The sequence below is a fragment of the Pseudomonas sp. CGJS7 genome, from assembly GCF_036961695.1.
The window spans coordinates 11,628-38,143 of the sequence record NZ_JBAMDI010000109.1 but is presented as its reverse complement, the minus strand read 5'-3'; the positions used below and the strand labels follow the sequence as shown (position 1 = coordinate 38,143).

Annotated in this window: 23 protein-coding genes and 2 tRNA genes; 21 read left to right on the top strand and 4 right to left on the bottom strand. The window is 60.7% G+C overall.

Annotated features, from left to right (window positions below):
* Nucleotides 1-174: 174 nt before the first annotated feature.
* Nucleotides 175-657: an SsrA-binding protein SmpB gene (gene smpB / locus V7787_RS40400; protein WP_003249914.1), complete on the bottom strand. Its 483-nt coding sequence runs from the start codon at nucleotides 655-657 to the stop codon at nucleotides 175-177.
* Between the two features lie 163 nt (nucleotides 658-820).
* Between smpB and V7787_RS40395 the strand changes: the two genes are divergently transcribed.
* Complete coding sequence (locus tag V7787_RS40395) at nucleotides 821-1,255, top strand: type II toxin-antitoxin system RatA family toxin (protein WP_014592414.1); 435 nt, start codon at nucleotides 821-823, stop codon at nucleotides 1,253-1,255.
* A gap of 63 nt (nucleotides 1,256-1,318) precedes the next feature.
* Here the strand turns inward: V7787_RS40395 and V7787_RS40390 are convergent, their stop codons facing one another.
* On the bottom strand, nucleotides 1,319-1,855 hold the full coding sequence (locus tag V7787_RS40390) for an outer membrane protein assembly factor BamE (RefSeq protein WP_010955369.1): 537 nt from the start codon (nucleotides 1,853-1,855) through the stop codon (nucleotides 1,319-1,321).
* Between the two features lie 97 nt (nucleotides 1,856-1,952).
* Between V7787_RS40390 and fur the strand changes: the two genes are divergently transcribed.
* Nucleotides 1,953-2,357, top strand: coding sequence for a ferric iron uptake transcriptional regulator (gene fur / locus V7787_RS40385; RefSeq protein ID WP_003249922.1), 405 nt, complete (start codon nucleotides 1,953-1,955; stop codon nucleotides 2,355-2,357).
* A gap of 189 nt (nucleotides 2,358-2,546) precedes the next feature.
* Here the strand turns inward: fur and recN are convergent, their stop codons facing one another.
* Complete coding sequence (gene recN, locus V7787_RS40380; protein WP_064493339.1) at nucleotides 2,547-4,220, bottom strand: DNA repair protein RecN; 1,674 nt, start codon at nucleotides 4,218-4,220, stop codon at nucleotides 2,547-2,549.
* A gap of 192 nt (nucleotides 4,221-4,412) precedes the next feature.
* Here recN and grpE point away from each other — a divergent pair, with 192 nt between their 5' ends.
* The 8 genes from grpE (at nucleotide 4,413) to V7787_RS40340 (ending at nucleotide 14,835) form a co-directional block, all read left to right on the top strand.
* Nucleotides 4,413-4,970 carry a nucleotide exchange factor GrpE gene (gene grpE / locus V7787_RS40375; protein ID WP_010955367.1) on the top strand — a complete coding sequence of 186 codons (558 nt, stop codon included), beginning with the start codon at nucleotides 4,413-4,415 and terminating at the stop codon, nucleotides 4,968-4,970.
* A gap of 101 nt (nucleotides 4,971-5,071) precedes the next feature.
* Nucleotides 5,072-6,997, top strand: a complete 1,926-nt coding sequence (gene dnaK / locus V7787_RS40370) for a molecular chaperone DnaK (RefSeq protein WP_010955366.1) — start codon at nucleotides 5,072-5,074, stop codon at nucleotides 6,995-6,997.
* Nucleotides 6,998-7,194: 197 nt separating this feature from the next.
* A complete protein-coding gene (gene dnaJ, locus V7787_RS40365) occupies nucleotides 7,195-8,322 on the top strand; it encodes a molecular chaperone DnaJ (RefSeq protein ID WP_020193785.1) in 1,128 nt (375 codons plus the stop codon).
* Between the two features lie 13 nt (nucleotides 8,323-8,335).
* The gene (gene dapB, locus V7787_RS40360; RefSeq protein ID WP_003249933.1) at nucleotides 8,336-9,139 is read left to right on the top strand and encodes a 4-hydroxy-tetrahydrodipicolinate reductase; all 804 of its coding nucleotides are present in this window, start codon (nucleotides 8,336-8,338) and stop codon (nucleotides 9,137-9,139) included.
* Between the two features lie 326 nt (nucleotides 9,140-9,465).
* On the top strand, nucleotides 9,466-10,602 hold the full coding sequence (gene carA / locus V7787_RS40355) for a glutamine-hydrolyzing carbamoyl-phosphate synthase small subunit (protein ID WP_003249935.1): 1,137 nt from the start codon (nucleotides 9,466-9,468) through the stop codon (nucleotides 10,600-10,602).
* Between the two features lie 105 nt (nucleotides 10,603-10,707).
* On the top strand, nucleotides 10,708-13,929 hold the full coding sequence (gene carB / locus V7787_RS40350; protein WP_010955363.1) for a carbamoyl-phosphate synthase large subunit: 3,222 nt from the start codon (nucleotides 10,708-10,710) through the stop codon (nucleotides 13,927-13,929).
* A gap of 2 nt (nucleotides 13,930-13,931) precedes the next feature.
* Nucleotides 13,932-14,408: a transcription elongation factor GreA gene (greA, locus tag V7787_RS40345; RefSeq protein WP_024717413.1), complete on the top strand. Its 477-nt coding sequence runs from the start codon at nucleotides 13,932-13,934 to the stop codon at nucleotides 14,406-14,408.
* Entirely contained in the window at nucleotides 14,386-14,835 is a 450-nt protein-coding gene (locus tag V7787_RS40340) for a hypothetical protein (protein WP_012053750.1), read from the top strand. Before greA ends, V7787_RS40340 begins: the two co-directional genes overlap by 23 nt.
* Before the next feature lie 12 nt (nucleotides 14,836-14,847).
* Here V7787_RS40340 and yhbY read toward each other — a convergent pair whose 3' ends face one another.
* Entirely contained in the window at nucleotides 14,848-15,156 is a 309-nt protein-coding gene (gene yhbY, locus V7787_RS40335; RefSeq protein WP_003249945.1) for a ribosome assembly RNA-binding protein YhbY, read from the bottom strand.
* A 102-nt stretch (nucleotides 15,157-15,258) separates the two neighbouring features.
* Here yhbY and rlmE point away from each other — a divergent pair, with 102 nt between their 5' ends.
* The 11 genes from rlmE to infB all read left to right on the top strand — a co-directional run bounded on the left by rlmE (nucleotide 15,259) and on the right by infB (nucleotide 26,415).
* Complete coding sequence (gene rlmE / locus V7787_RS40330) at nucleotides 15,259-15,882, top strand: 23S rRNA (uridine(2552)-2'-O)-methyltransferase RlmE (protein ID WP_003249947.1); 624 nt, start codon at nucleotides 15,259-15,261, stop codon at nucleotides 15,880-15,882.
* A 206-nt stretch (nucleotides 15,883-16,088) separates the two neighbouring features.
* Nucleotides 16,089-17,993: an ATP-dependent zinc metalloprotease FtsH gene (ftsH, locus tag V7787_RS40325; RefSeq protein WP_012053749.1), complete on the top strand. Its 1,905-nt coding sequence runs from the start codon at nucleotides 16,089-16,091 to the stop codon at nucleotides 17,991-17,993.
* 8 nt (nucleotides 17,994-18,001) lie between these two features.
* The gene (folP, locus tag V7787_RS40320; protein ID WP_019438969.1) at nucleotides 18,002-18,853 is read left to right on the top strand and encodes a dihydropteroate synthase; all 852 of its coding nucleotides are present in this window, start codon (nucleotides 18,002-18,004) and stop codon (nucleotides 18,851-18,853) included.
* Between the two features lie 16 nt (nucleotides 18,854-18,869).
* Nucleotides 18,870-20,210, top strand: coding sequence for a phosphoglucosamine mutase (glmM, locus tag V7787_RS40315; protein WP_020193783.1), 1,341 nt, complete (start codon nucleotides 18,870-18,872; stop codon nucleotides 20,208-20,210).
* A 65-nt stretch (nucleotides 20,211-20,275) separates the two neighbouring features.
* Nucleotides 20,276-21,031, top strand: a complete 756-nt coding sequence (gene tpiA, locus V7787_RS40310) for a triose-phosphate isomerase (RefSeq protein ID WP_003249956.1) — start codon at nucleotides 20,276-20,278, stop codon at nucleotides 21,029-21,031.
* A gap of 4 nt (nucleotides 21,032-21,035) precedes the next feature.
* The gene (gene secG / locus V7787_RS40305) at nucleotides 21,036-21,434 is read left to right on the top strand and encodes a preprotein translocase subunit SecG (protein WP_020193781.1); all 399 of its coding nucleotides are present in this window, start codon (nucleotides 21,036-21,038) and stop codon (nucleotides 21,432-21,434) included.
* Nucleotides 21,435-21,455: 21 nt separating this feature from the next.
* Nucleotides 21,456-21,541 (top strand) — tRNA-Leu (locus tag V7787_RS40300).
* Between the two features lie 100 nt (nucleotides 21,542-21,641).
* Nucleotides 21,642-21,718, top strand: a tRNA-Met gene (locus tag V7787_RS40295).
* A 129-nt stretch (nucleotides 21,719-21,847) separates the two neighbouring features.
* Nucleotides 21,848-22,306 (top strand): ribosome maturation factor RimP, encoded by a 459-nt coding sequence (gene rimP / locus V7787_RS40290; protein WP_003249960.1) that lies wholly within the window; start codon nucleotides 21,848-21,850, stop codon nucleotides 22,304-22,306.
* Between the two features lie 59 nt (nucleotides 22,307-22,365).
* Nucleotides 22,366-23,847 carry a transcription termination factor NusA gene (gene nusA, locus V7787_RS40285; RefSeq protein ID WP_003249963.1) on the top strand — a complete coding sequence of 494 codons (1,482 nt, stop codon included), beginning with the start codon at nucleotides 22,366-22,368 and terminating at the stop codon, nucleotides 23,845-23,847.
* Between the two features lie 27 nt (nucleotides 23,848-23,874).
* On the top strand, nucleotides 23,875-26,415 hold the full coding sequence (gene infB, locus V7787_RS40280; protein WP_003249965.1) for a translation initiation factor IF-2: 2,541 nt from the start codon (nucleotides 23,875-23,877) through the stop codon (nucleotides 26,413-26,415).
* The last annotated feature ends 101 nt before the right edge of the window (nucleotides 26,416-26,516 follow it).

The window sequence follows — 26,516 nt, the reverse complement described above, 5'->3', positions numbered from 1 at the left end:
CGAAGAGGCCGCTCCCACAGGATAGGCGCCGGGCTTGAATCTGGTGCCATTCCTGTGGGGCGGGCGTGCCCGCGAAGAGGCCGCTCCCACAGGATAGGCGCCGGGCTTGAATCTGGTGCCATTCCTGTGGGAGCGGGCTTGCCCGCGAAGAGGCCGGAACAGGCTGAAGAGTAGTTACTCTTCCTTGCCCTTGTTCCGCACAGCCCGCTGCAGCTCGCGGTTGGAATCGCGTTCGCGCATGGTGTCGCGCTTGTCGAATTCCTTCTTGCCCTTGCCCAGTGCGATTTCGCACTTGATCAGGTGCTTGCTCCAGTACAGCGCCAAAGCCACACAGGTGTAGCCTTTTTGCGCCACGGCCGCTTCCACGCGCTCGAGCTCGCGCTTGTTCAGCAGCAGCTTGCGGGTGCGTGTAGGGTCGGCGATGACGTGGGTGCTGGCCGTGGTCAGCGGGGTGATGTGGCTGCCGAACAGCCAGGCCTCACCGTCCTTGAGCAGCACGTAGCTGTCAGTCAGGTGCGCCTTGCCGGCTCGCAGGCTTTTTACTTCCCAGCCGGACAGGACCAGCCCGGCCTCGAACTTGTGTTCGATGAAGTAATCGTGTCGCGCTTTCTTGTTTTGCGCGATGGTCCCGGTCGGATGTTTTTTTTGCTTAGCCATAGGGGCGGCATTATAGGCAAGTCCGCGCGTCGTCCGCTATGGGATTTCGGTGTGCTTGAGCCACTGGAATGAATACCGGACAATACAAACCCTGTCATACGCACAGAACCTGTTTTCGGCACGCTGCGAAGCGCCGCCACCCAGCCTTGGAAGTGACGCCTGGATGACTACCCATATTCAACGCTCCGCCCTGCTGCCATACCCCGCCCAGGCGCTTTACGATCTGGTCAACGATGTGGCCAGCTACCCTGAATTTTTGCCGTGGTGCTCGGCCTCGACGGTGATCGAAACCAGCGATACACACATGCGTGCCAAGCTCGAAGTGGCCAAGGGTGGCATGAGCCAGCACTTCGTGACGCGTAACGTGCTGGTGCCGGGGCAGTCCATCGAAATGAACCTCGAAGAAGGGCCGTTCACCCAGCTGCATGGTGTTTGGGTGTTCAAGGCGCTGGGTGAAAAAGCCTGCAAGATCAGCCTGGACCTGTCCTTCGATTACGCTGGGCCGATTGTGCGCGCCACGTTGGGCCCGCTGTTCAATCAGGCGGCCAACACACTGGTCGATGCGTTCTGCCAGCGTGCCAAGCAATTGAATGCCTGACGGATAAGGCGCAAACAAAAAGCCCGGACCAGGTCCGGGCTTTTTTGCATCTGCTGTTCCCGCTTAGCGGGTTTCCAGCGGTGCCGGGGTCGGGACCGGGGTGGTCTCGATGGTGTCGATCTCGCGCTGGATGGACTCTTCGGTCGAACCAGGCTTGGCCGGTTTTTCTTCAGGTTGCGCTGCCGGCTGTTCGGTCTGGCCTGGCTCGGTGGCCGGGCTGACGGTGGTGTCGCTGCTGCCGCCGAGGATTTCCTGATCGCGGCTTACGCCTGGCATGAAGTCGCCAGACAGGCTGACCAGTTGATCGCTTTCGTTGAAAAATACACTCATGCGTTCTTGCTGGCGCTTACCGCCACCAGGCTGCAGGCTGTACAGGTAATCCCAACGATTGGTGTTGAAGGTGTCCTGAATAAGCGGGTTGCCCATGATAAACCTTACTTGCCGGCGGGTCATTCCCGGGCGTAATTGGTCTATCATGTCTTGCGTGACGACATTGCCCTGCTGGATGTCGATTTTGTAAACCCCGGGAAACGAGCAACCGGCGAGTGCGAGCAGTCCCACTAGGGTGAGGCTGGTTAGCAAGAGCTTGGTGTTTTGCATCGGTGGGCGACTTCCACTATCTTGGCTGGACAACGTAAACCCCGATCATACCCGTATTAAGAGAAGCTGCGAAGCAGCATCGGCGAGAAAGCTGACCATGGTTGAAAATAGCGAATTGCGCAAAGCCGGTCTCAAGGTGACCCTGCCTCGAGTCAAGATCCTTCAGATGCTCGACTCTACCGAGCAGCGTCACATGAGTGCAGAGGATGTCTACAAGGCGCTGATGGAGGCTGGCGAGGATGTAGGCCTGGCCACCGTCTATCGCGTGCTGACCCAGTTCGAGGCGGCGGGTCTGGTGGTTCGCCACAACTTCGACGGCGGTCATGCAGTGTTCGAGCTGGCCGATGGCGGTCACCACGACCACATGGTGAACGTGGATACCAGTGAAGTCATCGAATTCATGGATGCCGAAATCGAGAAGCGCCAGCGCGAAATCGTGGCCGAGCATGGCTTCGAGCTGGTGGACCACAATCTGGTCCTGTATGTGCGTAAGAAGAAGTAACGGTTTTTCGTTATGGATAGCAAAGGCGACCTTCGGGTCGCCTTTGTGCTTTCTGGGGCTGAAAGATGTGTTGTCCGTGCCGGCCTCTTCGCGGGCGCGCCCGCTCCCACAGGTACACCTCAGGTTTCAGATCCTGTGATCACCCAGTGGGAGCGGGCGTGCCCGCGAATCGTCCTGGAAAAGCAAGGCTCAGGCCTTGCCGCTCACCACCATCTTGCGTGCATGGGCCAGGGACTCCTTGGTCAGGTCGATCCCGCCGAGCATCCGCGCCACTTCTTCCACGCGCTCACGCTTGCCAAGGCTAGCCACGGCGGTGTGGGTGGTGTCGCTGTTGCGCACCTTGTGCACGAACAAATGGTGATGCCCCTGCGCCGCCACCTGCGGCAGGTGGGTCACGGTCAGTACCTGGCCGCGTTCGCCCAGGCGCCGCAGCAGTTGGCCGACGATTTCTGCCGTTGGCCCGCCAATGCCCACGTCGACTTCGTCGAACACCAGGGTAGGAATGCGCGAGGTCTGCGCGGTAATGACCTGGATCGCCAGGCTGATACGCGACAGTTCGCCACCCGACGCCACCTTCGCCAGGGCCTTGAGCGGCTGGCCAGGGTTGGCACTGACCAGCAGTTCGATCTGCTCCAGGCCATGGGGTGACAGTTCGGTGCCTTCGTTCGCTGTCAGTTCGATGCAGAAGCGCCCGCCAGGCATGCCCAGGCGCTGGATTTCCTGCTCCACCGCGCCTGCCAGCTGCTGCGCTGCTTGCTGGCGCAGGCCGCTGAGTTCGCGTGCCTTCTCTTTATAGTGCTGGGCGTAGGCGGCAAGCTCTTCGCCCAGCCGCTCGATCGACTCGTCACTGGCGTTAAGGCCTTCCAGCTCCTCCATCAGTTGCTGTTGCAGGTGGGGCAGTTCGGTGGGGTGCACCCGGTGTTTGCGCGCCAGGGTGTAGATGGTGTCCAGGCGCTCCTCCAGGGCTTGCAGGCGCATCGGGTCGGCGTCGAAGTTGTCGAGGAAGCGGTTGAGTTCGCCCACGGCTTCCTCGACCTGAATCTGCGCGCTGGCGATCAGGTTGGCCGCTTCGCTCAGCGCCTTGGGCGAGTTGGTGGCGGCACCCAGGCGGTTGAGGCTGGAGGTGAGGGCGCTCAGCACATTGCCCGAATCACTCTCGCTGCACTGGTCGATGACCTGGCGGCAGATGCCGAACAGGGCTTCGGCGCTGGTCAGGTTCTTGTGTTCCTGCTCCAGCTGCTCCAGTTCGTGCTCGCCCAGGCCGAGGTTGTCCAGTTCTTCCAACTGGTAACTGAGCAACTGGTGGCGGGCGCGCTGCTCGTCGCCCGAGTTGGACAGGCGCTCCAGCTCCAGGCGGGTCTGGTTCCAGCGCTTGGCTGCAAGCTGTACCTGGCGGGCCAGGTCGACGGCGCCGGCATACTCGTCAAGCAGGCGACGGTGGGTGTCGGTCTTGAGCAGGGACTGGTGCTCGTGCTGGCTGTGGATATCGATCAGCAGTTCGCCCAGCGCCTTGAGGTCGCCGAGGGGGCAGGGCGTGCCGTTGATGTAACCGCGGCTGCGGCCTTCGGCGGTGATCACCCGGCGCAAGATGCACAGGCCTTCGTTGTCCAGGTCGCGCTCGGCCAGCCAGGCGTGCGCTTCGGGAATGTCCACCAGGTCGAAGGTGGCCAGGATGTCCGCCTTGTCGGTGCCGGGGCGCACCACGCCGCTGTCGGCACGGTCGCCCAGGGCAAGGCCGAGGGCGTCGAGCATGATCGATTTGCCGGCGCCGGTCTCGCCAGTGATGACGGACATGCCACGGGCGATTTCGAGGTCGAGGTGCTCGACGATGGCGTAGTTGTGAATGGACAGGTGCACCAGCATGGGGTCGGCTCCCGGAAATCAGGTCTGGTTATTTATACAGTACTTTTTTCGGGCCTGCCAATGCCCCTTCGCAGATTCTGTTGCAGCCTTGAAAACCACCTTGCCCCTTGAACCTGGTTTTTCCGGCCCCATATAGCCGACATCCAAGGCGAGCCTGGCTCGCAGTCCACAAAATTGCGCAGGAGAGACCCCATGGCTGATGAGCAGCTGAACGAGAAAGACCTTAACGTGGAAGAAACCGGTGCAGGCAATGCAGCTGATACCCGTGTTCTGGAGCTCGAGGAACAGCTGGCCGCAGCCAAGGACCAGGCGCTGCGCGCCGTTGCCGACCTGCAGAACGTACGCCGTCGTGCCGAGCAGGATGTGGAGAAAGCCCACAAGTTCGCCCTGGAGAAGTTCTCCAGCGACTTGCTGCCGGTGATCGACAGCCTGGAACTGGCCCTGGCTCACTCCAGTGCCGACGATGAGCACGTCAAGCAGATCCGCGAGGGTGTCGAGCTGACCCTGAAGATGTTCCAGGACACCCTCAAGCGCTACAACCTTGAAGCCGTCGACCCGCACGGCCAGCCGTTCAACCCTGAGCACCACCAGGCCATGGCCATGCAGGAAAACGCCGAGGTCGAGCCAAACAGCGTGTTGAACGTGTTCCAGAAGGGTTACCTGCTGAACGGCCGCCTGCTGCGCCCCGCCATGGTGGTGGTCAGCAAGGCGCCGAGCGCGGCGCAACCCTCGATCAATGAAAAGGCTTGAAATCCTTCGGGGCATCCCCATCTAGGTGTCAAGCCTTCAAGTATTACCGCAGTTGGCCAAAGTAGTCGCTGCTACCAAATTCAAGTTTCGGGAGAGTTAACATGGGTAAAATCATCGGTATCGACCTGGGGACCACCAACTCGTGCGTCTCCATTCTGGAAAACGGTAACGTCAAAGTCATCGAAAACGCCGAAGGTGCGCGTACTACCCCTTCGATCGTGGCCTACGCCAACGATGGCGAAATCCTGGTCGGCCAGTCGGCCAAGCGCCAGGCAGTCACCAACCCGCACAACACCCTGTTCGCAGTGAAGCGCCTGATTGGCCGCCGCTTCGAAGAAGATGTCGTGCAGAAAGACATCAAGCTGGTGCCGTACAAGATCGTCAAGGCGAACAACGGTGACGCCTGGGTTGAGGCTGCTGGCAAGGAAATGGCTCCGCCGCAGATCAGCGCCGAAGTCCTGAAGAAAATGAAGAAGACCGCCGAAGACTACCTCGGCGAGCCAGTCACCGAAGCGGTCATCACCGTTCCGGCCTACTTCAACGACAGCCAGCGTCAGGCTACCAAAGACGCCGGCCGCATCGCTGGCCTGGACGTAAAACGCATCATCAACGAGCCGACTGCCGCTGCACTGGCTTACGGTATGGACAAGGCCAAGGGCGACCACACCGTCATCGTTTATGACCTGGGTGGTGGTACCTTCGACGTTTCGGTCATCGAAATCGCCGAAGTCGACGGTGAGCACCAGTTCGAAGTACTGGCTACCAACGGCGACACCTTCCTGGGTGGCGAAGACTTCGACATGCGCCTGATCGACTACCTTGTCGACGAGTTCAAGAAAGAGTCGGGCATGGACCTGAAGAACGATCCTCTGGCCCTGCAGCGTCTGAAAGAAGCCGCAGAAAAAGCCAAGATCGAGCTGTCGTCCGCTCAGTCGACCGACGTCAACCTGCCGTACATCACTGCAGATGCCACCGGTCCTAAGCACCTGAACGTGAAGATCTCCCGCGCCAAGCTGGAGTCGCTGGTCGAAGACCTGGTCAAGCGTACCATCGAGCCTTGCCGCATCGCCCTGAAAGACGCCGGCATCGACGCCAGCAAGATCGACGACGTGATCCTGGTCGGCGGTCAGACCCGTATGCCGCTGGTGCAGAAAGAAGTGGCCGACTTCTTCGGTAAAGAAGCGCGCAAGGACGTCAACCCGGACGAGGCCGTCGCCATGGGCGCTGCCATCCAAGGCGCGGTACTGGCCGGTGACGTGAAAGACGTCCTGCTGCTGGACGTAAGCCCGCTGACCCTGGGTATCGAAACCATGGGCGGCGTGATGACCGCGCTGATCGAGAAGAACACCACCATCCCGACCAAGAAGTCGCAGGTGTTCTCGACTGCCGACGACAACCAGAGCGCCGTGACCATTCACGTGCTGCAAGGTGAGCGTAAGCAGGCTGCGCAGAACAAGTCGCTGGGCAAGTTCGACCTGGCTGACATTCCGCCAGCACCGCGCGGCGTGCCGCAAATCGAAGTGACCTTCGACATCGACGCCAACGGCATCCTGCACGTAGGTGCGAAAGACAAGGCCACCGGCAAGACTCAGTCGATCGTGATCAAGGCCAACTCCGGCCTGTCGGACGAAGAGATCGAGCGCATGGTGCGTGACGCCGAGGCCAACGCCGAGGAAGACCGCAAGTTCGAAGAGCTGGCTGCTGCCCGTAACCAGGGTGACGCGCTGGTACACTCGACCCGCAAGATGGTCGCTGATGCAGGTGACAAGGTTACCGCTGAAGAGAAAACCGCCATCGAGGCCGCCGTTGTTGCCCTGGAAGCCGCTGTCAAAGGCGACGACAAGGCTGCCATCGACGCCAAGGTTGAAGAGCTGTCCAAGGTCTCTGCCCCGGTTGCCCAGAAGATGTACGCCGAGCAGTCGGCTGAACAGCCTCAGGGTGGCGCGCAGCAGGCCGAGCCGGAAGCCAAGCACGATGACGTGGTTGACGCCGAGTTCGAAGAAGTGAAAGACAACAACAAGCAGTAATCCCTGCATGTTGTCGGCCGGTTCACCGTCGTTTGCCGGTGAGCTGGTAGGATGTCGCCGCGCGGGGGCTTGCTCCCGCGTTGGCGTATCTGGAATTCGAGAATTTTTACAGCATCTGTCAGCGGCTCTTGAGGGTCGCACGCGGGTGCTGATGGCGTGGCGCAGATGCCACACGCCCAACAAGGTGCAAATGACCTATGTCCAAGCGTGATTATTATGAGGTCCTGGGTGTCGAGCGCGGCGCCACTGAAGCGGACCTCAAGAAGGCTTACCGCCGTTTGGCGATGAAGTACCACCCGGACCGCAACCCGGGCGATAAAGAATCGGAAGACAAGTTCAAGGAGGCCAACGAGGCCTACGAAGTGCTGTCGGACGCGAGCAAGCGTGCGGCCTTCGACCAGTATGGCCATGCAGGTGTCGACCCAAGCATGGGTGGCGGTGGTGCCGGCTTTGGTGGTGCCAACTTCTCCGACATCTTCGGCGATGTGTTCAGCGACTTCTTCGGCGGCGGTGGTCGCGGTGGCGGTCGAGGCGGTGCCCAGCGCGGCAGCGACCTGCGCTACACCCTGGAGCTGAACCTGGAAGAAGCGGTGCGTGGCACCACGGTCAGCATCCGCGTGCCCACCCTGGTCAACTGCAAGCCTTGCGACGGTTCCGGTGCCAAGAAGGGCTCGACCCCGTCGACCTGCCCGACCTGTGGCGGCATCGGCCAGGTACGCATGCAGCAAGGCTTCTTCTCGGTGCAGCAAACCTGCCCGCGCTGCCATGGCCAAGGCAAGATCATTACCGACCCGTGCACTTCGTGCCATGGTGAAGGTCGTGTCGAGGAATACAAGACGCTGTCGGTCAAGGTGCCGGCAGGTGTCGATACCGGCGACCGTATCCGTCTGTCGGGTGAGGGCGAGGCCGGTACTCATGGTGGCCCGACTGGCGATCTGTACGTGGTGATCAGCGTGCGTGAGCACGAGATTTTCCAGCGCGACGGCAAGCATTTGTACTGTGAAGTGCCGATCAGCTACACCGATGCTGCCCTGGGTGGCGAGCTGGAAGTGCCGACCCTGGATGGTCGCGTGAAGCTGAAGATTCCGGAAGGCACCCAGACTGGTAAGCAGTTCCGTCTGCGTGGCAAGGGCGTTGCCCCGGTGCGTGGTGGTGGTGCGGGTGACCTGCTGTGCCGTGTGGCCGTAGAAACCCCGGTCAATCTCAGTCGCCGTCAGCGCGAGCTGCTCGAAGAGCTGCGTGATTCGCTGGAAGGTGACAGTTCCCACTCGCCCAAGGCCAGCGGCTGGTTCGATGGTGTGAAGCGCTTCTTCGGCGATCTCTGACAAGGAACAGGTTATGCGACGTATTGCAGTGATGGGCGCGGCGGGGCGGATGGGCAAAACCCTCATCGAAGCCGTGCAACAAACCCCGGGCGCGGGGCTGACTGCGGCGATCGATCGCCCTGACAGCTCGTTGGTCGGGGCTGATGCCGGAGAGCTGGCGGCACTTGGCCGAATTGGCGTGCTGTTGTCCGACGACCTGGCCAAGGTTGCCGACGAGTTCGATGTGCTGATCGATTTCACTCACCCCTCGGTGACCCTGAAAAACCTCGCGTTCTGCCGCAAGCACGGCAAGGCGATGATCATCGGCACGACCGGTTTTACAGTCGAAGAGAAGCAGTTGTTGGCGGAGGCCGGCAAGGACATTCCAATCGTGTTCGCCGCCAACTTCAGCGTGGGTGTCAACCTTAGCCTCAAGCTGCTGGATATGGCTGCGCGGGTGCTGGGCGATGATGTCGATATCGAAATCATCGAGGCGCACCACCGGCACAAGGTCGATGCGCCGTCGGGTACTGCACTGCGCATGGGTGAAGTGGTTGCCAATGCGCTGGGCCGTGATCTGCAGGAAGTGGCCGTGTATGGCCGTGAAGGGCAAACCGGCGCGCGTGATCGCAAAACCATCGGTTTCGCCACCGTGCGTGCCGGCGATGTGGTGGGCGATCACACCGTGTTGTTCGCTGCCGAAGGCGAGCGCCTGGAAATCACCCACAAGGCCTCCAGCCGCATGACCTTCGCCAAGGGTGCCGTGCGTGCGGCGCTGTGGCTGGACGGGCGTGAGCCGGGGCTGTACGACATGCAGGATGTGCTTGAGCTGCGTTAAGCCGTGAGTGTGGTGTGGGCTTCTTCGCGGGCTTGCCCGCTCCCACAGGTGCGGCGTTGCTCTTGGGCTGGTGCGATCCCTGTGGAAGCGCACCAGCCCGCGTAGAAGCCAACACAGATGTCAGTCTGTCGCATTGATGTGTTTTAGAGACACATCCACGGTAGACCGAAAACACACTTTTCTGTAAGCTACAGCTTTAGTGTGTCCACTAAAAGCGCGCAGCGAATTGAATTCAGCACATGAAAGCGGGGTGACGTGTCCATACGTCACTCCGCTTTTTTGCAACCTGCGATCGCCCTTTCATGCTTGATTTACGGGAGGTCTTCTTGACAAAGCCAGCCATACTCGCCCTTGCCGACGGCAGTATTTTCCGCGGTGAAGCCATCGGTGCCGACGGTCAGACCGTTGGTGAGGTGGTATTCAACACCGCTATGACCGGCTACCAGGAAATCCTTACAGACCCTTCCTACGCGCAGCAAATCGTTACCCTGACCTACCCGCACATCGGCAACACCGGTACTACCCCGGAAGACGCCGAGTCGAACCGCGTCTGGTCCGCAGGCCTGGTCATCCGTGACCTGCCGCTGCTGGCCAGCAACTGGCGTAATACCCAGTCGCTGCCTGAGTACCTCAAGGCCAACAACGTCGTCGCCATCGCCGGCATCGACACCCGTCGCCTTACCCGTATCCTGCGTGAAAAGGGCGCCCAGAACGGCTGCATTCTGGCGGGTGACAACATCAGCGAAGAAGCTGCCATCGCTGCTGCCCGCGGCTTCCCGGGCCTGAAGGGCATGGACCTGGCCAAGGTCGTCTCCACCAAGGAACGTTACGAGTGGCGCTCCAGTGTGTGGGAGCTGAAAACCGACAGCCACCCGACCATCGACGCTGCCGACCTGCCGTACCACGTGGTTGCCTTCGACTATGGCGTCAAGCTGAACATCCTGCGCATGCTGGTGGCCCGCGGCTGCCGCGTGACCGTGGTACCAGCCCAGACCCCGGCCAGCGAAGTGCTGGCACTCAACCCGGACGGCGTGTTCCTGTCCAACGGCCCTGGTGACCCTGAGCCGTGCGACTACGCGATCCAGGCGATCAAGGAAATCCTCGAAACCGAGATTCCGGTATTCGGCATCTGCCTCGGCCACCAGCTGCTGGCCCTGGCTTCCGGCGCCAAGACCGTGAAAATGGGCCACGGCCACCACGGTGCCAACCACCCGGTCCAGGACCTGGATACCGGTGTGGTCATGATCACCAGCCAGAACCACGGCTTCGCCGTTGACGAGGCGACCCTGCCGGGTAACGTTCGCGCCATTCACAAGTCGCTGTTCGACGGCACCCTGCAGGGTATCGAGCGTACCGACAAGAGCGCGTTCAGCTTCCAGGGCCACCCTGAAGCGAGCCCGGGCCCGACCGACGTCGCGCCTCTGTTCGATCGTTTCACCGATGCCATGGCCAAGCGCCGCTGAGCATCCTGCTTCAAGGCCCCGGGCCGGCACCTGCCGCGCCCGGCAGCGCCTGACCCAGATTGTTCAAAGCGGCTTGCCGACTGACCCCGGATTTGAGTGACCACCATGCCAAAACGTACAGACATCAAAAGCATCCTGATTCTCGGCGCTGGCCCGATCGTGATCGGCCAGGCCTGCGAATTCGACTACTCCGGCGCCCAGGCCTGTAAAGCCCTGCGCGAGGAAGGTTTCCGCGTCATCCTGGTGAACTCCAACCCAGCCACCATCATGACCGACCCGGCCATGGCCGACGCCACCTACATCGAGCCGATCAAGTGGCAATCGGTGGCCAAGATCATCGAGAAAGAGCGCCCGGACGCCGTCCTGCCGACCATGGGTGGCCAGACCGCCCTGAACTGCGCCCTGGACCTGGAGCGCCACGGCGTTCTGGAAAAGTTCGGTGTAGAGATGATCGGTGCCAACGCTGACACCATCGACAAGGCCGAAGACCGCTCGCGCTTCGACAAGGCCATGAAGGACATCGGCCTGGAGTGCCCGCGCTCCGGTATCGCCCACAGCATGGAAGAGGCCAATGCGGTCCTCGAGAAGCTCGGCTTCCCATGCATCATTCGCCCGTCGTTCACCATGGGCGGCACCGGCGGCGGTATCGCTTACAACCGTGAAGAGTTCGAAGAAATCTGCACCCGTGGTCTGGACCTGTCGCCGACCAAAGAGCTGCTGATCGACGAATCGCTGATCGGCTGGAAGGAATACGAGATGGAGGTGGTCCGCGACAAGAAGGACAACTGCATCATCGTCTGCTCGATCGAAAACTTCGACCCGATGGGTGTGCACACCGGTGACTCGATCACTGTTGCCCCGGCGCAGACCCTGACCGACAAGGAATACCAGATCATGCGCAACGCCTCGCTGGCGGTGCTGCGTGAAATCGGTGTGGAAACCGGCGGTTCCAACGTCCAGTTCGGCATTTGCCCGAACACCGGCCGCATGGTCGTCATCGAGATGAACCCGCGCGTGTCGCGTTCGTCCGCCCTGGCTTCCAAGGCCACCGGCTTCCCGATCGCCAAGATCGCCGCCAAGCTGGCCATTGGTTACACCCTCGACGAGCTGCAGAACGACATCACTGGCGGTCGCACCCCGGCGTCCTTCGAGCCGTCGATCGACTACGTCGTCACCAAGCTGCCACGCTTCGCCTTCGAGAAATTCCCGAAAGCCGACGCCCGCCTGACCACCCAGATGAAATCCGTGGGTGAAGTCATGGCCATCGGCCGTACTTTCCAGGAATCCCTGCAGAAAGCCCTGCGCGGCCTGGAAGTCGGCGCCTGCGGCCTCGACCCGAAAGTCGACCTGGCCAGCCCGGAAGCCGCCAGCATCCTCAAGCGCGAACTGACCGTGCCGGGTGCCGAGCGTATCTGGTATGTGGCTGACGCCATGCGTTCGGGCATGACCTGCGAAGAAATCTTCAATCTGACCGGCATCGACATGTGGTTCCTGGTGCAGATGGAAGACCTGATCAAGGAAGAAGAGAAGGTCAAGACCCTGGCCCTGTCGGCAATCGACAAGGACTACATGCTGCGCCTCAAGCGCAAGGGCTTCTCGGACCAGCGCCTGGCAGTGCTGCTGGGTATCACCGACAAGAACCTGCGTCGCCACCGCCACAAGCTGGAAGTGTTCCCGGTGTACAAGCGCGTCGACACCTGCGCCGCCGAGTTCGCCACCGACACCGCCTACCTGTACTCCACCTACGAGGAAGAGTGCGAGGCCAATCCGTCGACCCGCGACAAGATCATGATCCTGGGTGGCGGCCCGAACCGTATCGGCCAAGGTATCGAGTTCGACTACTGCTGCGTACACGCCGCCCTGGCGCTGCGTGAAGACGGTTACGAGACCATCATGGTCAACTGCAACCCGGAAACCGTCTCCACCGACTACGACACTTCCGACCGCCTGTACTTCGAGCCGTTGACCCTGGAAGACGTGCTGGAAGTCTGCCGCGTCGAGAAGCCGAAGGGCGTGATCGTTCACTACGGCGGCCAGACCCCGCTGAAGCTGGCCCGCGCTCTGGAAGAAGCTGGCGTGCCGATCATCGGTACCAGCCCTGACGCCATCGACCGCGCCGAAGACCGTGAGCGCTTCCAGCAGATGGTTCAGCGCCTGAGCCTGCTGCAGCCGCCAAACGCCACCGTGCGCAGCGAAGAAGAAGCTATCCGTGCTGCGGGCAGCATCGGCTACCCGCTGGTCGTGCGTCCGTCCTACGTGCTGGGCGGCCGTGCCATGGAGATCGTCTACGAGCTGGACGAGCTCAAGCGCTACCTGCGTGAAGCGGTACAAGTGTCGAACGACAGCCCGGTACTGCTCGACCACTTCCTCAACTGCGCCATCGAGATGGACGTGGATGCGGTGTGCGACGGCACTGACGTGGTCATCGGCGCGATCATGCAGCACATCGAGCAGGCTGGCGTACACTCCGGCGACTCGGCGTGCTCGCTGCCACCTTACTCGCTGAGCAAGGAAGTGCAGGACGAAGTCCGCGTTCAGGTCAAGAAAATGGCGCTGGAGCTGGGCGTGGTCGGCCTGATGAACGTGCAGCTGGCCCTGCAGGGCGACAAGATCTACGTGATCGAAGTCAACCCGCGTGCCTCGCGTACCGTACCGTTCGTGTCCAAGTGCATCGGCACGTCCCTGGCGATGATCGCAGCCCGTGTCATGGCGGGTAAAACCCTGAAAGAGCTGGGTTTCACACAGGAAATCATCCCGAACTTCTACAGCGTGAAGGAAGCCGTCTTCCCGTTCGCCAAGTTCCCAGGGGTTGACCCGATCCTCGGCCCTGAGATGAAATCGACCGGTGAAGTCATGGGTGTCGGTGACAGCTTCGGTGAAGCCTTCGCCAAAGCCCAGATGGGGGCCAGCGAAGTGCTGCCGACTGGCGGTACCGCGTTCATCAGCGTGCGCGATGACGACAAGCCACAAGTGGCCGGCGTTGCCCGCGACCTGATCGCCCTGGGCTTCGAAGTGGTTGCCACTGCCGGCACCGCCAAGGTTATCGAGGCGGCTGGCCTGAAAGTGCGCCGTGTGAACAAAGTGACCGAAGGTCGCCCTCACGTGGTCGACATGATCAAGAACGACGAAGTGTCGCTGATCATCAACACCACCGAAGGTCGCCAGTCGATCGCCGACTCCTACTCGATTCGTCGCAATGCGCTGCAGCACAAGATTTACTGCACCACTACCATTGCGGCTGGTGAAGCCATCTGCGAAGCGCTGAAATTCGGTCCGGAAAAGACCGTTCGTCGCTTGCAGGATCTGCATGCAGGACTGAAAGCATGAGCATTACCAAATACCCGATGACCGTCCAGGGCGCTCGCGCCCTGGAAGAAGAGCACCTGTTCCTGAGCAAGACCGAGCGCCCGCGCCTGAGTCAGGCCATTGGTGAAGCGCGTGAGCTGGGTGACCTCAAGGAAAACGCCGAATACCATGCCGCCCGTGAGGAGCAGGGCATGGTCGAAGCGCGTATCCGTGATATCGAAGGCCGTCTGCAGAATTCGGTGGTCATCGATGTGACCACCATCCCTCACACCGGCAAGGTGATTTTCGGTACCACCGTGGTACTGGCCAACACCGAAACCGATGAAGAGGTGACCTACCAGATCGTTGGCGAGGATGAAGCTGACGTGAAGCAGGGCAAGCTGTCGAGCGGCGCACCCATTGCCCGTGCCATCATCGGCAAGGAAGAAGGTGATACTGTCGTCGTCAAGACGCCTAGTGGCACGGTCGAGTACGAGATTGTCGAAGTCAAGCACATCTGACCGACGCCTGCGGGCGCCATCCCTCGAGGGGATCCTCTGGCAACTGGCCCAGGTTTTTTGGGTCGGTGGCCTGTGGGTGTTCCATGTGGGGCTGGTGCCTGCGCTCAAGGTCAGTGGCCTGGCCCCGCTGCTGGTGCAGGATATCGCCGGGCAGATCGACCGCTGGTTGATCGGCGTGGCGTTGCTTGGCTTGTTGACCCAGCTGGCAGTGCTGGCGAGGGTGGACGGCCTGGCGGCCTGGTGGCGGCAGTTCCGCGGCCAGATGCTGTTGCTCGGCTTCGGGGCCTGCGTGGGGTATTACACCTTGCGCTACGGTATTTCCGTGGGCGAGCGCTGGCAGATGTTCTGCTTCCTGGTGCTGGGCTTTTCCGGCATCGTGCTGGTGGCCCAGCCGGTACCGGTCAGGGCGCGTTCACCGCGCCACTGATCGGAGCTACCGTTACTTGTAACGGTGGATGTTGGACAGCTGCTTGTTCGGCTGTGGGTTCTTGCGGTAGATCAGGGCTTTCTTGCCGATGGTCTGCACCAGCTCGGCACGGCCGGCCTTGCACAGCTCGGCGATGGTCTCGGCGCGTTCTTCGCGGTCTTCCGAGCGAATCTCGACCTTGATCAGCTCATGGTCGACCAGTGCGCGCTCCAGTTCGGCGATCACGCCTTCATTCAAACCGTTGCCAGCAACGATCAGGACCGGCTTCAGGTCATGACCAATGGACTTGTATTGCTTCTTCTGCTCGTTATTGAGCGGCATAATCTGACCCTTTCCGTCTGATTCTGTAAAATTGACCGGCATTTTACCCGAGGGCCACCGGCTCCGCCCAGTCAATCACGACGCATATCATCGAGGTGCCCCGTGGTACAACGTTCCAAAAGCAGCGCAAACTGGCTGCGAGAGCATTTCAACGACCCTTTTGTGAAGCAGGCGCAGAAGGATGGGTATCGCTCGCGTGCGAGCTACAAACTGCTGGAGATCCAGGAGAAGGACCGCCTTATCCGCCCAGGCATGAGCGTGATCGACCTCGGCGCGGCCCCTGGTGGCTGGTCCCAGGTGACCAGTCGTCTGATTGGTGGCCAGGGGCGCCTGATCGCTTCCGACATTCTGGAAATGGACTCGATCGCCGACGTGACCTTCATTCAAGGTGACTTCACCCACGACGAAGTGCTGCAGCGCATTCTCGAAGCGGTGGGCGATTCGCATGTAGACCTTGTGATTTCCGACATGGCCCCCAATATGAGTGGTACGCCCGCGGTGGACATTCCGCGTGCCATGTTCCTCTGCGAGCTGGCCCTCGATCTGGCGACCCGCGTACTCAAGCCCGGCGGCGACTTCCTGATCAAGATTTTCCAGGGCGAAGGTTTTGACGTGTACCTGAAGGACGTGCGCAGCAAGTTCGACAAGGTGCAAATGCGCAAGCCGTCGTCGTCACGGGACCGTTCCCGCGAGCAATACCTGTTGGGCAGGGGCTTCAAAGGGTAATGAAAGGTGTGAAGCGGGGTGGTCGATAGTTAATTCCAATCGGCCGCTGCGTCAGGATCGTCCGAACTTCGTGTAGTCTAGCTTTCACAAAGGGTTACAGACGGTGCCTGCGGCTGCGTAGGTAATGTAGTAAGTTAGGGCGATGAATATCATGCGAGGCACGGCTGCGTCGTGCGCCGGCCTCAGAGGGTAGCTAATTGAACGACATGGCAAAGAATCTGATCCTGTGGTTGATCATCGCAGCTGTCCTGGTGACAGTGATGAACAACTTCTCCAGCCCTAACGAGCCGCAGACCCTCAACTACTCCGACTTCATCCAGCAGGTCAAGGATGGCAAAGTCGAGCGTGTGACCGTCGATGGCTACATCATTACTGGCAAGCGCACCGATGGCGACAACTTCAAGACTGTGCGCCCGGCCATCACCGACAATGGCCTGATCGGCGATCTGGTCGACAACCACGTGGTCGTCGAAGGCAAGCAGCCTGAGCAACAGAGCATCTGGACGCAGTTGCTGGTGGCGAGCTTCCCGATCCTGGTGATCATTGCCGTGTTCATGTTCTTCATGCGCCAGATGCAAGGTGGCGCGGGCGGCAAGGGCGGGCCGATGAGCTTCGGCAAGAGCAAGGCGCGCCTGCTGTCCGAAGACCAGGTCAAGACCACGCTGGCTGACGTTGCGGGCTGCGACGAGGCCAAGGAAGAGGTTGGCGAGCTGGTCGAGTTCCTGCGCGATCCGGGCAAGTTCCAGCGCCTAGGTGGCCGTATCCCGCGCGGTGTGCTGATGGTCGGCCCACCCGGTACCGGTAAGACCCTGCTGGCCAAGGCCATCGCGGGCGAGGCGAAAGTACCGTTCTTCACCATTTCCGGTTCGGACTTCGTGGAAATGTTCGTGGGTGTCGGTGCCAGCCGTGTGCGCGACATGTTCGAGCAGGCCAAGAAGCACGCCCCGTGCATCATCTTCATCGACGAAATCGACGCCGTTGGTCGCCATCGTGGCGCCGGTATGGGCGGCGGTCACGACGAGCGTGAGCAAACCCTCAACCAGTTGCTGGTGGAGATGGACGGCTTCGAGATGAATGATGGCATCATCGTCATCGCCGCCACCAACCGTCCGGATGTGCTCGACCCTGCGCTGCTGCGCCCCGGCCGCTTCGACCGTCAGGTGGTGGTTGGCCTGCCGGACATTCGTGGTCGCGAGCAGATCCTCAAGGTGCACATGCGCAAGGTGCCGATCGGCGAGAACGTCAACCCGGCGGTCATCGCGCGGGGTACCCCAGGCTTCTCCGGTGCCGACCTGGCCAACCTGGTCAACGAGGCTTCGCTGTTTGCCGCGCGTTCCAACAAGCGCCTGGTCGAAATGAAAGAGTTCGAGCTGGCCAAGGACAAGATCATGATGGGCGCCGAGCGCAAGACCATGGTCATGTCCGAAAAGGAAAAGAGAAACACTGCCTATCACGAGGCCGGCCACGCCATTGTCGGTCGCCTGGTGCCTGAGCACGACCCGGTCTACAAGGTTTCGATCATCCCGCGTGGTCGTGCCTTGGGTGTGACCATGTTCCTGCCGGAAGAAGACCGCTACAGCCTCTCCAAGCGTGCGCTGATCAGCCAGATCTGCTCGCTGTATGGCGGCCGTATCGCCGAGGAGATGACCTTGGGCTTCGATGGCGTGACCACTGGCGCGTCCAACGACATCATGCGCGCCAGCCAGCTCGCTCGTAACATGGTGACCAAGTGGGGCCTGTCCGAGAAGCTCGGCCCGCTGATGTATGCAGAGGAAGAGGGCGAGGTGTTCCTCGGCCGCAGTGCCGGTAGCCAGCATGCCAGCGTGTCCGGCGAGACTGCCAAATTGATCGACTCCGAGGTGCGCAGCATCATCGATCAGTGCTATGCCACTGCCAAGCAGTTGCTGATCGACAACCGCGACAAGCTCGAGGCGATGACCGAAGCGCTGATGAAGTACGAGACCATCGATGCCGATCAGATTGACGACATCATGGCTGGGCGCACACCACGTGAGCCACGTGATTGGGACGATGACAAGCACTCGGGCACGCCTGCGGCCCAGGATGAGCGTCCGGAATCGCCAATCGGCGGCCCAGCGGCTGAACACTAAGGGCATCTATGAGCTCAGTGCAGTACCCCACCCGGTTGCCTTGCGGCAACCGGGTTCTTGATTTGTCGCATACCCATGTCATGGGTATTCTCAATATCACCCCCGATTCCTTCTCCGATGGCGGTCGTTTCAGTCAGCGCGACGAGGCCCTGCGCCACGCCGAAGCGATGGTTGCCGCCGGCGCAACGCTGATCGACATCGGTGGCGAGTCCACGCGCCCGGGTGCGCGTGCAGTCTCGGTGACCGAGGAGCTGGAGCGTGTGGCGCCAATGGTCGAGGCCATCAACAGTCGCCTCGACGTGGTCATTTCGGTCGATACCTCCACGCCTGCTGTCATGCGTGAAGCCGCGCGCCTGGGGGCCGGGCTGATCAACGACGTGCGGGCCCTGGAGCGCGATGGCGCCCTGGACGCTGCGGCGGATACCGGTCTGCCGGTGTGCCTCATGCACATGCGTGGCGAGCCAGGCAACATGCAGGACGATCCGCAGTACCAGGACGTGACCGCCGACGTCACTCGTTATCTTGAACAGCGGATGGCCGCCTGCGCAGCAGCGGGCATCGACGCTGATAGAATCATCCTTGACCCAGGCTTCGGTTTCGCCAAGACACTGGCGCACAATCTGAGCCTGTTCAAGCACATGGAAGCGCTCTATCGCCTTGGGCGCCCACTGCTGGTGGGCGTTTCACGAAAGAGCATGATCGGCCTGACGCTGGAACGTCCGGTCGGCGAGCGCTTGTACGGCAGCCTTGCGCTGGCGGCGTTGGCCATGACCAAAGGGGCGAGCATCCTTCGGGTACATGACGTGGCCGAAACCGTTGATGTGGTACGCATGATCGCTGCGGTGCAAAACGCCGAATAAGAACATTGGAGTCCCTATGAGCAGAAAATACTTTGGTACCGACGGCATTCGTGGCCGCGTCGGCGAATACCCGATCACGCCTGACTTCATGCTGAAGCTTGGCTGGGCGGCCGGCATGGCCTTCCGCAAGCAAGGCCATTGCCGCGTGCTGGTGGGCAAGGACACGCGTATCTCCGGCTACATGTTCGAGTCCGCACTCGAAGCCGGCCTGTCCGCGGCAGGTGCCGATGTGATGCTGCTCGGGCCGATGCCGACACCGGCCATCGCCTACCTCACGCGTACCTTCCACGCCGAAGCCGGCATCGTCATCAGTGCCTCGCACAACCCGCACGATGACAACGGCATCAAGTTCTTCTCGGGTCAGGGCACCAAGCTGCCGGACGAGGTCGAGCTGATGATCGAAGAGCTGCTCGACCAACCGATGACCGTTGTCGAGTCGGGCAAGCTGGGCAAGGTTTCGCGTATCAACGATGCCGCCGGCCGCTACATCGAATTCTGCAAGAGCAGCGTGCCGAGCAGCACCAGCTTCGAAGGCCTCAAGCTGGTGGTCGACTGCGCCCATGGTGCTACCTACAAGGTTGCGCCCAGCGTATTCCGTGAGCTGGGTGCCGACGTGACCGTGCTGCATGCGCAACCGGACGGCCTGAACATCAACGAAGGTTGCGGCTCGACACACATCGAATCGCTGCAGGCCGCTGTACTGGTCGGGCATGCCGATCTCGGCATTGCCTTTGACGGTGACGGCGATCGCGTGCTGATGGTCGACCACACGGGCGCCATCGTCGACGGTGACGAGCTGCTGTTCATCATTGCTCGCGACCTGCAGGAACAGGGCAAGCTGCAAGGCGGGGTGGTCGGTACGCTGATGAGTAACCTGGGCCTGGAGCTGGCGCTCAAGGACCTGGACATCCCGTTTGTGCGGGCCAAGGTCGGCGACCGTTACGTCATGGCCGAGCTGTTGGAGCGTGAATGGCTGGTCGGCGGTGAAAACTCCGGTCACGTCGTGTGCTGCAACCACACCACAACGGGCGACGCGATCATTGCCGCGCTGCAGGTGTTGATGGCGCTCAAGCGCCGGGGCGAAACCCTGGCCCAGGCCCGTCAGGCCCTGCGCAAGTGCCCGCAGGTGCTGATCAATGTGCGCTTTGGCGCCAGCAAGGTCGACCCGCTGGAGCACCCCGCCGTCAAGGAAGCCAGTGCCAAGGTCACCGAAGCGCTGGCGGGGCGGGGGCGTGTGCTGTTGCGCAAGTCCGGTACCGAGCCGTTGGTGCGGGTCATGGTTGAGGGCGAGGACGAAAGCCAGGTGCGGGCCCATGCTGAAGCGCTGGCCAAACTGGTCGGCGAAGTTTGTGTCTGAAGGCGCTTGCCAGCGCAGATCTGGTTGGGTAAGATCTGCGCCCACTTTGACCGACGAGGTAAAGCATGCGTCGCCCTATGGTAGCTGGTAACTGGAAAATGCACGGTACCCGCGCTAGCGTCGCTGAGCTGACCAAAGGCTTGAGTAATCTCGCCTTGCCGAGCGGAGTGGAAGTCGCCGTATTTCCACCGGCCTTGTTCATCAATCAGGTGATTGATGGCCTGGCAGGTAAAGAAATTACTGTCGGCGCACAGAATTCTGCTGTACAACCCGAACAGGGTGCGCTGACCGGGGAAGTTGCTCCCGAGCAGCTGGTTGAAGCAGGTTGCAAGTTGGTGTTGATTGGCCATTCGGAGCGTCGCCAGATTATTGGTGAAACCGACGAAGTGCTCAATCGCAAGTTTGCAGCAGCCCAGGCCAAAGGCTTGAAGCCAGTGCTTTGCATAGGGGAAACCCTTGAGGAGCGCGAGGCTGGCAAGACGCTCGAAGTTGTCGGGCGTCAACTAAGCAGTATCATCGAAGCATTCGGTGTTAAGGCTTTTGCCGATGCAGTAATTGCCTATGAGCCTGTATGGGCCATCGGTACGGGCCTTACGGCCACGCCACAGCAGGCCCAGGATGTGCACGCCGCCATCCGCGGCCAGTTGGCGGCAGAAGATGCTGAAGTGGCTGCGAAGGTGCAGTTGCTATACGGCGGCAGCGTGAAGGCGGCCAATGCGGCCGAACTGTTCGGCATGCCGGATATCGATGGGGGTCTCATTGGTGGGGCTTCCCTGAACGCAGACGAATTCGGTGCAATTTGTCGCGCCGCAGGAAACTGAACAAATGCTGGAAACAGTCATCGTTGTTTTTCATCTGTTGGCAGCGCTGTCGCTTGTAGTGCTGGTTCTGTTGCAACAGGGTAAAGGTGCTGAAGCAGGTGCATCTTTCGGCGCGGGGGCCTCAAACACCGTGTTCGGGAGCCAAGGCTCTGCAACGTTCCTAAGTAAATTAACTGCTATACTCGCTGCCACTTTCTTTTTGACAGCACTTGGGTTAGGATACTTCGCGAAGCAACAAGCTCACCAGCTTAGCCAAGCAGGTCTTCCAGATCCAGCAGTGCTAGAAGTGAAAGAGCCGCAAAAACCGGCAGTTAATGATGATGTACCGGTGCTCCAACAGCAGAAGAGCGAAACCACCAATAATACGGGTGATGTACCTCCTCCGGCTCAAGAGCAGAAGTAACGGGTTTCAAGTAGTAGTATTGCCGAGGTGGTGGAATTGGTAGACACGCAACCTTGAGGTGGTTGTGCCCATAGGGTGTAGGGGTTCGAGTCCCCTTCTCGGTACCAATTAAAGCTTGAGAGCCCGCTTTAGCGGGCTTTCTTGTAGGTGAATGTTTGGATTTGACCCTCAACAGGGTTCGGTCTTATACTTTTGCCCCAGCTTTGTCGCGGGGTGGAGCAGCTTGGTAGCTCGTCGGGCTCATAACCCGAAGGTCGTTGGTTCAAATCCAGCCCCCGCAACCAGCTTCAGCGGAGCCCCTTTTCAGGGGCTTTTTGCTAACCGAACAGTTTCGGCGTCGTTGTCCTACGGCGCTTTCAGGGATGGGCGCTTCGCCCATTTTTTATTTGCACAGCATGCACGAGGGGGTTCAGGTGTCGAGCAAGCTAGAACAGTTGCAGGCCTTGTTGGCCCCGGTTGTCGAGGGTCTGGGCTATCAGTGCTGGGGGATCGAATACGTTTCCCAGGGTAAGCATTCGGTACTGCGCATCTACATCGACAAGGAAGGCGGTATTCTGGTGGACGACTGCGAAGCAGTCAGCCGTCAGGCCAGCGCAATCCTCGATGTGGAAGATCCAATCAGCAGTGAGTACACCCTCGAGGTGTCTTCTCCAGGCATGGATCGCCCACTGTTCACGCTGGAACAGTTTGCCTCGCATGCCGGCGAACAAGTGAAGATCAAGCTGCGCTCACCCTTCGAGGGTCGTCGTAACTTCCAGGGCCTTCTCCGCGGTGTGGAGGAGCAGGATGTGGTGGTCCAGGTGGACAACCAGGAGTTCCTGTTACCGATCGACTCGATCGACAAGGCCAATATTATTCCCAGTTTTGACTGAGACGTGCCGGGCCCGGCGGACTATCCGGGCCCAATGGCTTGCGCAAGGCGAGGCGTACGATGAGCAAAGAAGTACTGCTGGTTGTTGAATCGGTATCCAACGAAAAAGGTGTACCGCCCGGCGTCATTTTCGAAGCGCTGGAAGTGGCCCTGGCCACTGCAACCAAAAAACGTTTTGAAGACGAAGTCGACCTACGTGTGGAAATCAACCGCCACACCGGTAGCTACGAGACTTTCCGTCGCTGGACCGTGGTCGACGAAGCCGATCTTGATGATCCGGCGATCGAGACCTGGCTGGACAAGATCAAGGACACCCACCCTGAAGCCAAGGTTGGTGACGTGATCGAAGAGAAGATCGAGTCCATCGAGTTCGGTCGTATTGCCGCCCAGACCGCCAAGCAGGTCATCGTGCAGAAGGTCCGTGAGGCCGAACGTGCCCAGGTGGTCGATGCCTACCGTGAGCGCGTTGGCGAGATCATCTCCGGTACCGTAAAGAAGGTTACCCGCGACAACGTCATCGTTGACCTGGGCAACAACGCCGAGGCCTTGCTGGCTCGCGAAGACATCATTCCGCGCGAAACCTTCCGTGTTGGCGTGCGCCTGCGTGCGCTGCTCAAGGAAATTCGCACCGAAAACCGTGGCCCACAGCTGATTCTGTCGCGCACCGCGCCGCAGATGCTGATCGAGCTTTTCCGCATTGAAGTGCCGGAAATTGCCGAGGGCCTCATCGAAGTCATGGCTGCTTCCCGTGATCCGGGTTCGCGAGCCAAGATTGCCGTCCGCTCCAAGGACAAGCGTATCGATCCGCAAGGTGCCTGTATCGGCATGCGTGGTTCGCGCGTCCAGGCCGTATCCGGGGAGCTGGGTGGTGAGCGTGTGGATATCGTCCTGTGGGACGATAACCCGGCGCAGTTCGTCATCAACGCCATGTCGCCGGCTGAAGTCGCGGCGATCATCGTTGATGAAGATGCCCATGCCATGGACATCGCCGTCGCCGAGGACAACCTGGCCCAGGCCATTGGCCGTGGCGGTCAGAACGTTCGCCTGGCCAGTCAGTTGACCGGCTGGACCCTGAACGTGATGACCGAGAAGGACATCCAGGCCAAGCAACAGGCCGAAACCGGTGACATCCTGCGCAATTTCATCGAGGAACTGGAAGTCGACGAGGAGCTGGCCCAAGTGCTGGTCGACGAAGGCTTCACCAGCCTTGAAGAAATTGCCTACGTACCGTTGGAAGAAATGCTCAACATCGATGGCTTTGACGAAGACATCGTCAATGAGCTCCGCGCTCGAGCCAAGGACCGTTTGTTGACCAAGGCCATCGCTACCGAAGAAAAACTGGCAGACGCCCACCCGGCCGAAGACCTGCTCTCCCTTGAGGGCATGGACAAAGACCTGGCGGCTGAACTGGCGGTGCGCGGCGTGGTTAACCGCGAAGACCTGGCCGAGCAGTCGATCGACGATCTGCTCGACATCGACGGCATCGACGAAGAGCGTGCCGGCAAGTTGATCATGGCCGCCCGAGCCCACTGGTTCGAGTAATTAGGCGCGGCCTGAGGAGAGAAGTGCATGACGCAAGTCACGGTGAAAGAACTGGCCCAAGAGGTCGAGGCACCGGTAGAGCGCCTGCTGCAGCAGATGCGTGAGGCAGGTCTGCCGCACACCGACGCCGGTCAGGTAGTGACCGACAATGAGAAGCAGACCTTGCTGACTCATTTGAAAAGCAGCCACAAGAGCAAGGCGGAAGAGCCGCGCAAGATTACCTTGCAGCGCAAAACCACCAGCACCCTGCGTGTCGCCGGTAGCAAGAGCATCAGCGTAGAAGTACGCAAGAAGAAAGTTTTCGTTCAGCGCAGCCCTGAAGAAATCCAGGCTGAGCAGAAGCGTGAGCTGGATGAGCGCCGCGCGGCTGAAAATGCCGCTCGCGACAAGGTCGAGGCCGAAGTTCGCCAGCGCAACGAAGAGCAGGCTCGCCGTCAGGCCGCCGGCTCCGCAGCCGCCGCCCCTGCGCCTGCTGCCAAGCCAGAGCCGGCTCCTGCCGCTGCTCCGGTCGCTGCTCCGGCCCCGGTAGTCGCAGACGCCCCGGCCTCTGAAGACGCCGCAGCCCGTGCTGCCGAGCGCAAGAAAGACGAGACCCGTCGCAACGAAAGCCGTACCCGTGATGACGACCGTCGTCGTGGCGAGGCACCTCGCGTGTCGATCAAGGTCAAGGTCAAGGAGAAGGAAAAGGCGCCGACTCCGCGTGCCGCTCCGCGCACTACCGACGAAGAGAGCGATGGCGCTCGTCGTGGTCGTGGTGGCAAGAGCAAGCTGAAAAAGCGTAATCAGCACGGCTTCCAGAACCCGACTGGCCCCGTCATCCGTGACGTGACCATCGGCGAGACCATCACGGTCTCCGAGCTGGCCAACCAGATGTCCGTCAAGGGCGCTGAAGTGGTCAAGTTCATGTTCAAGATGGGGACCCCGGTTACCATCAACCAGGTGCTCGACCAGGAAACCGCTCAGCTGATCGCCGAAGAGCTGGGCCACAAGGTCACTCTGGTCAGCGATACCGCCCTGGAAGACTCCCTGGCCGAATCGCTGAAGTTCGAAGGCCAGACCGAGTCGCGTGCGCCGGTGGTTACCGTCATGGGTCACGTTGACCATGGTAAGACCTCGCTGCTCGACTACATCCGTCGTGCCAAGGTTGCCGCTGGCGAAGCCGGTGGTATCACCCAGCACATCGGTGCCTACCACGTGGAAACCGACCGCGGCATGGTCACCTTCCTCGATACCCCAGGTCACGCTGCGTTTACCCAGATGCGTGCCCGTGGTGCCAAGGCGACCGACATTGTCATCCTGGTGGTGGCGGCGGACGACGGTGTGATGCCACAAACCCGCGAAGCCGTTCAGCATGCCAAGGCAGCCGGTGTTCCGCTGGTCGTTGCGGTGAACAAGATCGACAAGCCAGGTGCTGACCTCGATCGCATCCGTAACGAGCTGTCCGTCGAAGGCGTTACCTCTGAGGACTGGGGTGGTGACACGCCGTTCGTCAAGGTTTCGGCGAAGATGGGTACCGGTGTCGACGAGCTGCTCGAAGCCGTTCTGCTGCAGGCCGAGATCCTCGAACTGACCGCTACCCCAACCGCGCCAGGTCGTGGTGTGGTCGTCGAATCGCGCCTGGACAAGGGCCGTGGCCCGGTGGCGACCATCCTAGTTCAGGACGGTACCCTGCGTCAGGGCGACATGGTCCTGTGCGGTTCCAACTATGGCCGCGTTCGCGCCATGCTCGACGAGAACGGCAAGCCTGTGAAGGAAGCTGGCCCGTCGATCCCGGTCGAGATCCTCGGCCTGGACGGTACTCCGGAAGCCGGTGACGAGCTGTCCGTGGTTGCCGACGAGAAGAAAGCCCGTGAAGTTGCCCTGTTCCGTCAAGGCAAGTATCGCGAGGTCAAGCTGGCCCGTGCTCACGCCGGCAAGCTGGAAAACATCTTCGAGACCATGGGTCAGGAAGAGAAGAAAACCCTCAACATCGTTCTCAAGACCGATGTGCGTGGTTCTCTGGAAGCGCTGCAGGGTTCGCTCGGCGGCCTGGGCAACGACGAAGTGCAAGTGCGCGTGATTGGTGGTGGCGTCGGTGGTATCACCGAGAGCGATGCCAACCTGGCGCTGGCTTCGAATGCAGTACTGTTCGGCTTCAACGTGCGTGCCGATGCCGGTGCGCGCAAGATCGTCGAGCAGGAAGGTCTGGATATGCGTTATTACAACGTGATCTACGACATCATCGAAGACGTCAAGAAGGCCCTGACCGGCATGCTCGGCAGCGATGTTCGCGAGAACATCCTGGGTGTCGCCGAAGTGCGTGACGTGTTCCGTTCGCCGAAGTTCGGCGCCATCGCTGGCTGTATGGTCATCGAGGGTACCGTGTACCGCAACCGTCCGATTCGCGTACTGCGTGATGACGTTGTGATCTTCGAAGGCGAGCTGGAATCGCTGCGTCGCTTCAAGGACGATGCTTCCGAAGTCCGTTCTGGCATGGAGTGCGGTATTGGCGTCAAGAGCTACAACGACGTCAAGGTCGGCGACAAGATCGAAGTCTTCGAGAAAGTCCAGGTGGCTCGTACCCTTTAAGGGCGAGCGAGCCGCAAGCGCCTGCTACAGGGCGGCTTGCGGTACCTCTTCAGGTAGCGCCCGGTCAGGCATTCGTCTGTCCGGGCGTTTGCCGCTTTAAG